Origin of the sequence: Streptomyces sp. NPDC018045, assembly GCF_044327445.1 — a bacterium.
In the GTDB taxonomy this organism is placed as follows: Bacteria; Actinomycetota; Actinomycetes; order Streptomycetales; family Streptomycetaceae; genus Streptomyces.
The window spans coordinates 136,441-147,808 of record NZ_JBIRFL010000017.1 but is presented as its reverse complement, the minus strand read 5'-3'; the positions used below and the strand labels follow the sequence as shown (position 1 = coordinate 147,808).

General features: G+C 73.5%; 10 protein-coding genes. 8 read left to right on the top strand and 2 right to left on the bottom strand.

The genetic code is table 11. The annotated features are described in order from the left end of the window. The 6 genes from ACH4EB_RS28520 to sbnA all read left to right on the top strand — a co-directional run. On the top strand, positions 1–732 hold a 732-nt coding region (locus ACH4EB_RS28520; RefSeq protein WP_398350744.1), incomplete at its 5' end, for a phosphopantetheine-binding protein. A 71-nt stretch (positions 733–803) separates the two neighbouring features. Next, positions 804–1,022: an MbtH family protein gene (locus tag ACH4EB_RS28515; RefSeq protein ID WP_398350742.1), complete on the top strand. Its 219-nt coding sequence runs from the start codon at positions 804–806 to the stop codon at positions 1,020–1,022. Between the two features lie 89 nt (positions 1,023–1,111). Next, on the top strand, positions 1,112–3,631 hold the full coding sequence (locus tag ACH4EB_RS28510; protein ID WP_398350741.1) for an amino acid adenylation domain-containing protein: 2,520 nt from the start codon (positions 1,112–1,114) through the stop codon (positions 3,629–3,631). Continuing rightward, on the top strand, positions 3,628–4,668 hold the full coding sequence (locus ACH4EB_RS28505) for a TauD/TfdA family dioxygenase (RefSeq protein ID WP_398350740.1): 1,041 nt from the start codon (positions 3,628–3,630) through the stop codon (positions 4,666–4,668). The genes ACH4EB_RS28510 and ACH4EB_RS28505 overlap by 4 nt, the downstream gene beginning before the upstream one ends. A gap of 94 nt (positions 4,669–4,762) precedes the next feature. Next, complete coding sequence (gene sbnB, locus ACH4EB_RS28500; RefSeq protein ID WP_398350738.1) at positions 4,763–5,851, top strand: 2,3-diaminopropionate biosynthesis protein SbnB; 1,089 nt, start codon at positions 4,763–4,765, stop codon at positions 5,849–5,851. A gap of 15 nt (positions 5,852–5,866) precedes the next feature. Next, the gene (sbnA, locus tag ACH4EB_RS28495) at positions 5,867–6,937 is read left to right on the top strand and encodes a 2,3-diaminopropionate biosynthesis protein SbnA (RefSeq protein ID WP_398350737.1); all 1,071 of its coding nucleotides are present in this window, start codon (positions 5,867–5,869) and stop codon (positions 6,935–6,937) included. A 31-nt stretch (positions 6,938–6,968) separates the two neighbouring features. On the opposite strand, the gene ACH4EB_RS28490 is transcribed toward sbnA, so the two are convergent. After that, a complete protein-coding gene (locus tag ACH4EB_RS28490; protein ID WP_398350735.1) occupies positions 6,969–8,495 on the bottom strand; it encodes an amino acid adenylation domain-containing protein in 1,527 nt (508 codons plus the stop codon). Between the two features lie 176 nt (positions 8,496–8,671). Here ACH4EB_RS28490 and ACH4EB_RS28485 point away from each other — a divergent pair, with 176 nt between their 5' ends. Next, entirely contained in the window at positions 8,672–8,926 is a 255-nt protein-coding gene (locus ACH4EB_RS28485; protein ID WP_398350733.1) for an acyl carrier protein, read from the top strand. Beyond that, positions 8,923–10,224, top strand: coding sequence for a condensation domain-containing protein (locus ACH4EB_RS28480; RefSeq protein WP_398350732.1), 1,302 nt, complete (start codon positions 8,923–8,925; stop codon positions 10,222–10,224). The genes ACH4EB_RS28485 and ACH4EB_RS28480 overlap by 4 nt, the downstream gene beginning before the upstream one ends. A gap of 111 nt (positions 10,225–10,335) precedes the next feature. Here the strand turns inward: ACH4EB_RS28480 and ACH4EB_RS28475 are convergent, their stop codons facing one another. Continuing rightward, the gene (locus ACH4EB_RS28475; protein ID WP_398350730.1) at positions 10,336–11,145 is read right to left on the bottom strand and encodes a phytanoyl-CoA dioxygenase family protein; all 810 of its coding nucleotides are present in this window, start codon (positions 11,143–11,145) and stop codon (positions 10,336–10,338) included. Positions 11,146–11,368: the final 223 nt, after the last annotated feature.

Here is an 11,368-nt window from a genome sequence, read left to right as displayed (position 1 = left end):
AGCGCGCGGCTGGCCGCTGAGGTGGCGGCCGAGCGGGCGCTGGACGGGCTGGACGCGGAGGACTTCGGCGGGTCCGCCCCGGTCGATCCGCAGGAGCTGGTGGAACAGGGACGACAGCACGGTCTGTGTGTGGTTCCGACGTGGTCGGCGCGGTCGGTGGCCCGGTTCGATGCGGTGCTCCTCCCGGCGGACGCCGAGGGCGCCGCCCTGTCGGGCGTGTACGTGCCCGCCGCCACGGGCGGCCCGTGGACGAACACTCCGGTCGCTGCCCGTGGCATCGGCGCGGTCGTCAAGGCGGCCCGCGCACGCCTGTCGGAGCGGCTGCCGGAGTACATGGTGCCGTCGGCCGTCATGGTCCTGGACCGCCTTCCGCTGACCCCCAACGGCAAGCTGGACCGCAAGGCACTGCCCGTACCCGAATACGCCGCCACGGCCGGCGGCCGCAAGCCCCGTACCGAGCAAGAGAGCACGCTCTGCGCCCTGTTCGCCGAGGTGCTGGGCGTGGAACGGGTCTCCATCGACGACAGCTTCTTCGACCTGGGCGGGCACTCGCTGCTCGCCACCCGCCTCGTCAGCCGTATCCGCGGCGCGCTGGGCACGGAGGTCGCCATCGGCACCGTTTTCGCGGCGCCGACCGTCGCGGGGCTGGCCGAGCACCTGGCCGCGGCACCGAAGCCGGCGGCCAAGCGGCCCGCCCTGCGCCGGATGCCACGGCCCACCGACCGGACCTGACCCCACGACGCACGACCGGGCGGCGCCCTCCCGGCGCCGCCCGCCCACCGAGATAGAAGTGAGGACCCGACATGACCAACCCGTTCGAGAACCCGGACGCCACCTACCTCGTCCTGGTCAACGACGAGCGGCAGCACTCCCTCTGGCCCGCGTCCATCGAGGTCCCCGACGGCTGGACCGTCGCCAAGACCGCGGACACCCGGGACGCCTGCCTCGCCTACGTCGAGGAGCACTGGACCGACATGCGCCCGGCGAGCCTGATCGAGGCCATGGCGGCCGCCGGATCCTGACGGCGCGCCCGCAGAGCACCCCAGCCACGGGGGCGCCCGCCACCGGCGGCGCCCCCGGTCACCACCCCTCCGGCGAAGGCACAGAGAACATGGGCACACCGACAGACACCGGCTCCCCCAGCGGGCCCGGGACCGTTTCCGCCATCCCGCGATGGCTCGCCGGGCCACGGCGGGCCGCCGCACCCGCCACCGCGTACACCTGCCGGGTCCCCGACCGCCTGGCCCCGGCGCTCACCGGGCTCGCCGGGCGGCTCGGTGTGCCGGTCGGCGCCGTCCTGCTCGCGGCGCACGCCAAGGTGCTGGCGGCGCTCACCGGCGAGACGGACGTCCTGACGGGCCGGGCCGCGCCCGGCGGCGGTGGCGCGCACCGGCCGTGCCGGGTGCCGGTGGCGGACGGTGACTGGGCGCAGCTCGTCCTGGCGGCCCACCGCGCGGCGGACGGCGCGGCGGACCCCGGGGAGCCCGGGCAGCGCTACGAGGTCGTGTGCGACCTCTCCGCACTCGGCGACACCGCCGGGCCGCCCGGCCCCGGGCCCGAGGACCCGGCGGACACCGGCACGCACCTCGTGCTGCGCGTCGCCTTCGGCGGCACGCCCGAGAACGGGTTGCACCTGCGGCTGGACGGCCGCGGCGACATCGTCGACCCGCCGTACGCGGAGCGGATCGCCGGCTACCACCTGGCCGCCCTGGAGCACCTGGCCGCCGACCCGCGCGCCGCCCACCACCGGCAGAGCCTGCTGTCCGCGGACGAACTGGCCCACCAGATCGACGGCCTGGCGGGCCCGGCGCGCCCGGTGCCCGACCGGCGCGTGCACGAACTGTTCGAGGAGCGGGTACGGCTCCACCCCGACCGCGTCGCCGCCGAACACGACGGCACGTCCTGGACGTACGACACCCTCAACCGCCGGGCCAACCGTGTCGCCCACGCCCTGCTGCGCCGCGGCCTGGCGGCCGAGGACGTGGTGGCCGTGGTCACCGAACGCACCCTCGACTGGCTGGCCGCGGTGCTCGGCGTCTTCAAGGCGGGCGGCGTCTACCTGCCCGTAGAGCCGCACTTCCCGGCCGGCCGCGTCAACGCCATGCTCACCCGCAGCGCCTGCCGCTTCGTCCTCACCGAGCCCGGCGCCACCGCCTCCCTCGACGAGGCGCTGACCGGCCACGGCGGCACCGCGCGCCTGCTGGTCACCGAGGTGGCCGACGAGGCGGCGGACGGCGCCGACGACACCGACCCCGGCGTGCCGGTGGCCGCCGGCCGGCTCGCGTACATCTACTTCACCTCCGGCTCGACCGGCGAGCCCAAGGGCGCGATGTGCGAGCACGCGGGCCTGGTCAACCACCTCTTCGCGAAGATCGACGACCTGGAGATCGGGCCGGGGCAGGTGGTCGCGCAGACCGCGCCGCAGTGCTTCGACATCTCGCTGTGGCAACTGGTCAGCGCCCTGCTGGTGGGCGGCCGGACGCGGATCGTCGGGCAGCGGGAGATCCTCGACGTACGGCGCTACGTGGACAGCGTCGTCGAGGGGGACGTGGAGGTCCTCCAGGTGGTGCCCTCCTACCTGGAGGTGATGCTCACCTACCTGGAGGAGCACCCGCGGCCCCTGGGCCGGCTGCGCAGCGTCTCGGCGACCGGCGAGGCGCTGAAGAAGGAACTGGTCCAGCGGTGGTTCGCCGCCTACCCCGGCATCAAGCTGGTCAACGCCTACGGCCTCACGGAGACCTCCGACGACACCAACCACGAGGTGCTGGACCGGGTCCCGGAGCAGGAGCGGGTACCGCTCGGCCCGGCGGTCAACAACGTCCGGGTCTACGTCGTCGACGAGTGGCTCAACCCCGTGCCGCTGGGCGCGCCCGGGGAGATCGTCTTCTCCGGCGTCTGTGTCGGCCGGGGCTACATCAACGACCCCGAGCGCACCGCCGCCGCGTTCGGCACCGACCCGCACCGGCCGGGGGAGCGGCTCTACCGCTCCGGCGACATCGGACGGTGGCTGGCGAACGGCAGCCTGGAGTTCCTGGGCCGCCGGGACGCGCAGACCAAGATCCGCGGCTTCCGCATAGAGATCGGCGAGATCGAGAACCGGCTGCTGCGGGTGCCCGGCGTCCGGGACGCCGGGGTCGTGGTGCTGGAGAGCCCCGACCACGGCAAGCACCTCGTCGCCTGCTACGCCGCCGACCTCCCGCTCGACGAGGCGGAGATCCGCCGGTCCCTGGGCGAGGCCCTGCCCGCGTACATGGTCCCCCAGCACTTCCACCACCTGCCGGCCCTGCCGCTGACCGGCAACGGCAAGACCGACCGCAAGGCCCTGGCCCGGCACGCCGGTGACCTGGCCGTGGCCCGCACCGCGACCGGCGCCGGTCCGGACGCCGCGCCGCGCACCGGCACCGAGCGCCGGCTGGCCCGGCTGTGGGCCGAGGTGCTGCGGATACCCGTCGAAAGCATCGGCCGCGACCAGCACTTCTTCGAGTCCGGCGGCACCTCGCTGTCCGCCGTGCGACTGGGCGTGGCCATCGGGGACGCGGTGGCGCTGGAGGACATCGTCCGGCTCCCGGTCCTGTCCGAACTCGCCGCCGCCATGGACGAGAACGACCAGCAGAAGGACGTCAGCGCATGACACAGCCGCCCGCCACCGAAGCCGTACCGCACCCCGCGGACACCCCGGCCCCGGACCTGGAGGCCGCCCTCGAACTGGCCCCCGGCAAGCCGCCGGTCCTGCACGTGGACACGGCGGTCGCGCCCGCCGACCTCGGCGACTGGGCCGCCGAGCGCGGCCCGGCGCTGGAAGCCGTGCTGCTGCGCCACGGCGCCGTCCTCGTCCGCGGCCTGGGCGTACGCGACGCCACCGCGCTGGGGCGGCTGACCGAACGGTTCACCGGCCCCGCCGTCCCCGAGCGGGAGGCGTTCGCCCGCCGCCGCCCGCTCGGCGGACCGGTCTTCTCCTCCCTGGAATGGCCACCGGACCAGCCCATGTGCATGCACCACGAGCTGAGCTACGCACGGGAGTTCCCCCGACTGCTGGCCATCGGCTGCTTCACCCCGCCCGCCACCGGCGGCGTCACCGGACTCGCCGACGCCCGCCGGGTCCTCGCCGACCTGCCCGCCGCGATCACCGAGCGGTTCACGGCGACGGGCTGGGAGCTGACCCGTTCGTACAGCAGCGTGGTCGGCGTGGGCTGGACGGAGGCGTTCGGCACCGAGGACCGCGCCGAGGCCGAGGCGTACTGCGCGGCCAACGGCATGGACTTCGCGTGGCAGCCGGACGGCAGCCTGCGCACCCGCCAGCGCCGCTCCGCGGTGATCAGCCATCCGCTGACCGGCGACCGGGTCTGGTTCAACCAGATCGCGTTCCTCAGCGAGTGGACCATGGAACCGGCCATCCGCGACTACCTGGTGCGCCAACTCGGCCGGGAGGGACTGGCGTTCAACACCCGGTACGGCGACGGCACCCCCGTCGAACCGGACACCGTGGCGACCGTCAACGAGGTCTACGAGGCGGCCACCCTGCGCGAACCCTGGCAGGCCGGTGACGTGCTGCTCGTCGACAACATCCGCATGGCGCACAGCCGCGAGCCCTTCACCGGCCCGCGCGAGGTGGGCATGGTCCTCGGCACCCCGGTACGGCTCGCCGACTGCTCGCCCACCCACTCCTGACGCCGCACCCGCGCCCCCTGCGATCTCGCGCCTCGCGATTCCTCCCGACCCCTCGACCCCTCGCCCCCTCGGAGAAACGGAGCCACGCTCCCTCATGACCGTCCGGATTCCCCCCTTCGCCGTCGTCCCCGGCTCGCAGGTGCACCAGGTGCTCACCGGGCAGGAGGAACGCGTCATCGCGCTGATCGAAGAGGCCTACCGCGTCCACGGCGAGGGCGACACGGTCAACCCGCCGTCGTACTTCCTGCGCTTCCCCGACCGGCCCTCCGCGCGGATCATCGCGCTGCCCGCCTCCATCGGCGGGCGGAGCCAGGTCGACGGCATCAAATGGATCTCCAGCTTCCCGGAGAACATCGACGCGGGCATCCCGCGCGCCTCCGCCGTCGTCGTGCTCAACGACCAGGCCACCGGCTACCCGATCGCCTGCATGGAGAGCTCCGTCATCAGCGCCGCGCGCACCGCGGCCTCCGCCGCCCTCGCCGCCGACGTGCTGACGAAGGAGCGCGGCCGGCCGCGCCGCGTCGGCTTCTTCGGCACCGGCTTCATCGCCCGCTACCTCCACACCTACCTGCACGCCGCGGGCTGGTCCTTCGACGAGGTGGGGGTGCACGACCTCGACCTGGCGCACGCCGACGCCTTCAGCTCGTACTTGGCGCGCAGCGGCGCCACCGGGCGGGTCACCGTGCACGAGCGGGCCGAGGACCTGATCCGGTCCAGCGACCTGGTGGTGTTCGCGACCGTCGCGGGCACCCCGCACGTCACCGACGCCGGGTGGTTCGCCCACCACCCCGTCGTGCTGCACGTGTCCCTGCGCGACCTGGCACCCGGCATCATCCTGGAGTCGGCCAACATCGTCGACGACATCGAGCACTGCCTGAAGGCCGACACCTCACCGCACCTGGCCGAACAGCGCACCGGCAACCGGGACTTCATCGACGGCACCCTGTACGACGTGCTGGCGGGCCGGGTCAGCCCGCCGGCCGGCCGGACCGTGGTGTTCTCGCCGTTCGGGCTGGGCGTCCTGGACCTCGCGGTGAGCAAGTACGTCTACGACCGGGTGACCGCGGACGGCACCCTCCAGGTCGTCGACGGCTTCTTCCACGAGACCAGCCGCTACGGCGACGGCCCGGCGCGGCCGCACGACGCGGCGGACGGCGGACCGTCCGGCGGCGGGCATGCGTGAGGCGGGGTGGCCGCGGTGCCGGTGATCACCTCTCCGCAGGAGTTCAACACCGACGACCTGTACGTCGATCTGCGCCCGGTGCTGGGTACCGCATTGCACCTGAAGTGCGAGGGCTTCAACTTCGCCGGCTCGGTCAAGCTCAAGGCCGCCGCCGCCATGGTGGCGGCGGCCGAGCGTTCCGGTGTGCTGCGCGAGGGGTCGGTCCTGGTGGAGTCGTCGTCCGGGAACCTGGGTGTGGCCCTCGCCATGATCGCGGCCGACCGGGGCTACGGCTTCCTGTGTGTGACCGACGCGCGCTGCAACGTCGGCACCCGGCGGCTGATGGAGGCGATGGGCGCCGAGGTGCACTCGGTCGACCGGCCCGACGCGGAGGGCGGTTACCTCGGCGCGCGGCTGCGGTACGTCCGTGACCTGTGCGCCGCCGACGCCCGGTACGTATGGCTGAACCAGTACACCAACCCGTACAACGCCCTCGCCCACCAGCACACCACCGCCCCCGCGATCGCCCGGCAGTTCCCCGACCTGGACGTGCTCTTCGTCGGCGCGGGCACCACTGGCACCCTGATGGGGTGCGCCCGCTACTTCCGGCAGTGGACGCGCCCGGTGACCGTGGTCGCGGTCGACGCGGCCGGTTCGGTGACCTTCGGCGGGCCGCCGCGCACGCGCATGATCCCAGGGCTCGGCGCGGGCGTCCGGCCGCCGCAGCTCGACCACTCCCTGGTCGACGACGTGGTGATCGTGCCGGAGCCCGAGACGGTGCGGACCTGCCACGAACTGGCCGCCGCCGGGTTCCTGTTCGGCGGGTCCACCGGGACGGTCGTCGCCGGGGCGCGGCGCTGGCTGGCCGCCCACCGCCCCGGCGCCGCCGGCACGGCCGTGGCCATCTCGCCCGACCTGGGCGAGCGCTACCTCGACACCGTCTACCAGGAGTCGTGGGTACGGAGCGTCTACGGGGACGCCCCGTACGCGGCGGGCACGGACGGTGGGGACGGCGCGGCCGAGGTCGGCCGCGCGGCGCCGGAGGAGGGGTACGGACCGGCGGAGCAGTGCACGCTGGGCCTGGGCGCCGGGTCGGCGGCGCGGTGACCGTGCGCCGCCGCCCGCCCGCCGCCCGTCCCTATCCGGGGACGGGCGTGACGTCCGCCTCCGCGGCGGCGCGCTCGGTCAGCGCCCGGCGGTCGACCTTGCCGTTGGCGTTGCGCGGCAGGGACGGCAGCCGGTACGCGGTCTCGATGATCGCGTACCGGGGGAGCTGCCGGGCGCAGTGCCGCTTGAGGTCGATGAGCGAGGGATCGTGACCGTCCGCCGCGACCACGTACGCCACGACGGCGGCGTCGATGCCGGTGCCGCGCACCACGGCGGCCGCCTCGGCGACCCCGTCATGGCTCTGCAGCACCGCCTCCACCTCGCCCAGTTCGACGCGGTTGCCGCGGACCTTGACCATCGCGTCGCGACGGCCGACGAACTGGAAGGTGCCGTCCTCCAGGACGAGCGCGATGTCCCCGGTGGCGTAGGTCCGGTCGGTGACCGGCGGGCGGCCCCAGTAGCCGAGCATCACGCTCGGGCCGGTGACGATCAGCTCGCCCTCCTCGCCGGGCCCGGCCGGCTGCCCGTCGGGCCGTACCGCGACGACGATGTCCTGGCACACCGGGCCGCCGATCGGAACGGGCAGCAGCCGGTCGTCCGGAATGTCGCCGACTTCGTGGGCCGTGCAGACAGTGGTCTCCGTGGGGCCGTAGAGATTCATGAACCGGCGGTCCGGGAAATGCCGCCGGAGCTGCCGCAGCGGGCCGATCGGAAAGGACTCCCCGGCGAACAGCAGACAGCGCAGCGACGGCACGTCGGTTTCCAGCAGGCCGCCGTGCCGCATCATCAGCATCAGGGCCGCGGGCACCGAATACCAGACGGTGATTTCGTGGTCGAGCAGGAACCGCACCAGCGCTTTCGCGTGGTATGCCGTCTCCGGCGGTACGAGATGCACGGAACCGCCGACGGAGAACGGGACGTAAACGTCGATCACCGTCATGTCGAAATGAAAAGGCGCGTGATTGGAATGGCGGTCGGCGGCCGTCGCGCCCTCCGCTTCCGCGGCCCATTCGACCCACGCCCAGGCGCTGTTGTGGCTGTGGCACACGCCCTTGGGCTCGCCGGTGGATCCGGACGTGTAGAGGATGAAGGCGAGGTCGTCGTCGGTGATGTCGGGCTCCGGCACGGCCGGGCCGGGCCGCACCGGCCCGGCGGGCAGCCGACCCCAGTCGACGCCGTCGGGCCAGGCGGTCAGCACCGGGGCGGTGACGCCGTGTTCCGCCAGCGTGGCGGCCCGCTGCGCGGGGGCCGCCACCAGGGCCGGAGTGAAGTCCCCGACGAGTTTGGCCACCCGCGCCGGCGGCGCCTGCGGGTCGAGCGGCACATACGCGGCGCCCAGCCGCAAGGTGGCCTCCATGAGGGCGACGGCCGCCACCGACTTGTCGAGCCAGATGCCGATCCGGTCGCCCGCGCGCACCCCCCGGGCGGCGAGTTCGCGGGCCAGTCCGTCCGCCCAGGCGTCCAGTTGTGCGTAATTCGCCGACCCGTCCGGACCGGTGACGGCCAGGGCGTCCGGAGTCCGTCGGGCCGCCGCCCGGACGAGCTGGTGCAGTTTCACAGTCGGGTCTCCATGTCTTCCTTGTCCGGCCCGTCCGGAATGCATCAAGTTCCTTGACAGTCAACCCGGCAGAACAGTAGCGTGATTTACCGTCAGGTGTGGCGCGCGAAGCCGATCGGCGGGAGAATGCGGCGGGAATGCCGAGGGAAACCTGACATCAACTATGGGGGAGATAAGTGAAGGATAGCGAGACCTTTGACGCTGTCAAGGGATTCATCGAGGAGAATGTCCTCAAGGGCCAGGGTGCGGTCGAAGCCGACACCCCGCTGCTGGAATGGGGGATTCTCGATTCGCTCTCCGTGGCCCAGCTCGGCGCCTTCATCGAAAAGCGGTACGGCATCGTCCTGCCCGGCGACGCCCCGCTCGCCGAGAAGTTCCACAGCCTCGACAGCGTCGTGGCGTTCGTCGGCGAGCTGCGGGTCGCCGGATGACCGCACGGCTGGCGCTGACCGCGGCCCAGACCGGCGTCTGGGTCGCCCAGCAACTCGACGCGGCCGACCGCTCCTTCAACATCGCCGAGTACTGCGCCATCGAAGGCCCCGTCGACCCCGCGCTCTTCGGGGCGGCGCTGCGCGAGGTGGTGGCCGCGACCCCGGCCCTGCGCGCCCGCTTCGGCCTCGGCGAGGAAGGGCTCTGCCAGGACATCGACGACGCGGTGGACGTACCCCTGCATTACGAGGACGTCAGTACCGCACCGGACCCGCGCGCCGCCGCCGAGCGCTGGATGCGCCGGGACCTGGCCAAGGAGTACGACCTCGCCACCGGGCCGCTGTTCACCTGGGCGCTGTTCAAGGCCGGCCCGGCGCGGTACTTCTGGTACCGCGCCGCCCACCATGTGGTCGTGGACGGCTTCGGGCTCTCGCTGATCGCCGCGCACGTCGCCGACGTCTACACCTCCCTGGCCACCGGGCGCCCGCGCCGCCCCCGCCCGCCCGGCACGCTCGCCGAGGCCGTCGCGGCGGACAGCGCCTATCAGCAGTCGCCGGAGTGCGCGGCGGACCGCCGGTACTGGCTCGCGCGGATGGCGGACCAGACCGAGGTCGCGAGCCTCACGGACCGGCGCCCGCCGCGCACCCGTTCGTACGTACGGCACAGCGGCCACCTCGGCCCCGGCGACGTGGCCGCCCTGCGCGCCGCGGCCCGGCGCCTGGAGGTGACCTGGCCCGAGATCGTCCTGGCCGCCGTCGCCGTGCTGCTGCACCGCGCGACGGGCGTGCGCGACGTGGTGCTGGGCCTGCCGGTCACCGGACGCACCGCCCCGCTGCTGCGCCGCGTACCGGCCATGCTGACCAACACCGTGCCGCTGCGCGTCACGGTGACACCGGAGCGCACCTTCGCCGAGGTCGTCGCCGAGGTCTCGGTACGCCTGGCGGAAGCCGTCGCGCACCAGCGCTACCCGCAGGAGCGGCTGGTGCGGGAACTGCCCGGACTCCCCGAGGGCCGAAAGCAGTTCGGCCCCGACGTGAACATCATGTCCTTCGGCTTCGGCAGCGGCTACGCGGGCCACCCGGCCACGGTCCACAACCTGGCGGCGGGGCCCGTCGAGGACCTGACCGTCAACGTGTACGACCGGCTGGACGGCCAGGGCCTCCAGGTCTCCTTCGACGGCAACGACGCGCTGTACGACCGTACGCAACTGGCCGGGCACCTCGACGCCTTCCTCGGTCTGCTGCGCTCGGTGCCGGACCTGGCGGACGGGCAGCCCCTCGGCCGGTCTGCCACGCGCTGAGCGCCGAAGGCCCCAAGGCCGAACGCCCGAACGCCCGGACGCCGGAAGGCCCGACGCCCGGAGGCCCGCACCGCGCCCGGTGCGGGCCTTCGCCGCGCGTCCGGCTCCCGGTTACGCCAGGGCGCCGGCCAGGCGCTCCACCGGCGTGGTGTCCCGGCCGACCAGGAAGTCCGGGCGGCTCGGCCGGGCCGGCGCGTTGCGCACCGAGTTGTACGTGATCAGCAGCACCGCGCGCCGGTCGTCCGAGAGGTTGTCGGTGGACGAGTGCACGATGCTCGGATGGAAGGCGGTGATCGTGCCCGCCGGGCCGGTCATCCGCACCGGCTCGAAGTCCGCGGCGAGTTCGCGCACCCGCTCGTCGGGCACGGTGTGCGTCAGCCGCGCCGACACGTGCTCGTGCCAGTCGCGGCCGGTGACCGCCCGGGCCGCCTCCGGCGCCTCGATCAGGCCGAGCCGGTGCGAGCCGGTGAGGACCGTCAGCGGGCCGTTGTGCTCGTGCACGTCGTCCAGGTTGACCGCGATGTTCACCGCGTCCGCCGCCGGCATGCCGTCCTCGTGCGCCCAGAAAGCGAAGTCCTGGTGCCAGGGCCACCGCCGGCCCTCGCGCGGACTCTTGATGTTCACCTTGAACTGGTACACGTACACCCGGTCGCCGACCAGTTCCTCGGCCAGGTCCAGCAGCAGGGGGTGGCGTACGAGCTGCGCGCACACGTCGTCGTAGCCGTGGCAGCCGTGCAGGGCCCGTACCGTGTCACTGCCCGCCTCCCGCACCACTTCGGGCCGGGCGGTGCGGGAAATCGCCGCGATGCTGTCCCGCAGCTTTTCCAGCGCGTCCGCGCCGAGCCGGTCCGGCACGGCCAGCCATCCGCCGCGTTCGTATTCCTCGCGCGCGCGGCGCGGCACAGCGGTTCCCCGTGACATGAATGACGTCTCCTCCGTGGTGAGCCGCTTCCGCAAAAGGCCGGTGGGCTTCGGGTCGGCGGCGTGGAATGCGGCGGACGGGCCGCGAAGAGAGGAACGGCGGTGCCGGGCCGCGGCATGCGCTCGCACCGGCAGGACGGCGGCCCGGACATGGCGTCCGGCCCCCTTTGAAAGCCCCCGTTCGACGGGACCAGTTAACTCCAGCCGTGATCCGCCGCGCAAC

Excerpts from the sequence above, each read along its gene's own strand:
- ACH4EB_RS28515 (WP_398350742.1), top strand. The coding sequence starts at position 804 with ATGACCAACCCGTTCGAGAACCCGGACGCCACCTACCTCGTCCTGGTC.
- ACH4EB_RS28510 (WP_398350741.1), top strand. The coding sequence starts at position 1,112 with ATGGGCACACCGACAGACACCGGCTCCCCCAGCGGGCCCGGGACCGTT.
- ACH4EB_RS28505 (WP_398350740.1), top strand. The coding sequence starts at position 3,628 with ATGACACAGCCGCCCGCCACCGAAGCCGTACCGCACCCCGCGGACACC.
- sbnB (WP_398350738.1), top strand. The coding sequence starts at position 4,763 with ATGACCGTCCGGATTCCCCCCTTCGCCGTCGTCCCCGGCTCGCAGGTG.
- ACH4EB_RS28480 (WP_398350732.1), top strand. The coding sequence starts at position 8,923 with ATGACCGCACGGCTGGCGCTGACCGCGGCCCAGACCGGCGTCTGGGTC.
- ACH4EB_RS28475 (WP_398350730.1), bottom strand. The coding sequence starts at position 11,145 with ATGTCACGGGGAACCGCTGTGCCGCGCCGCGCGCGCGAGGAATACGAA.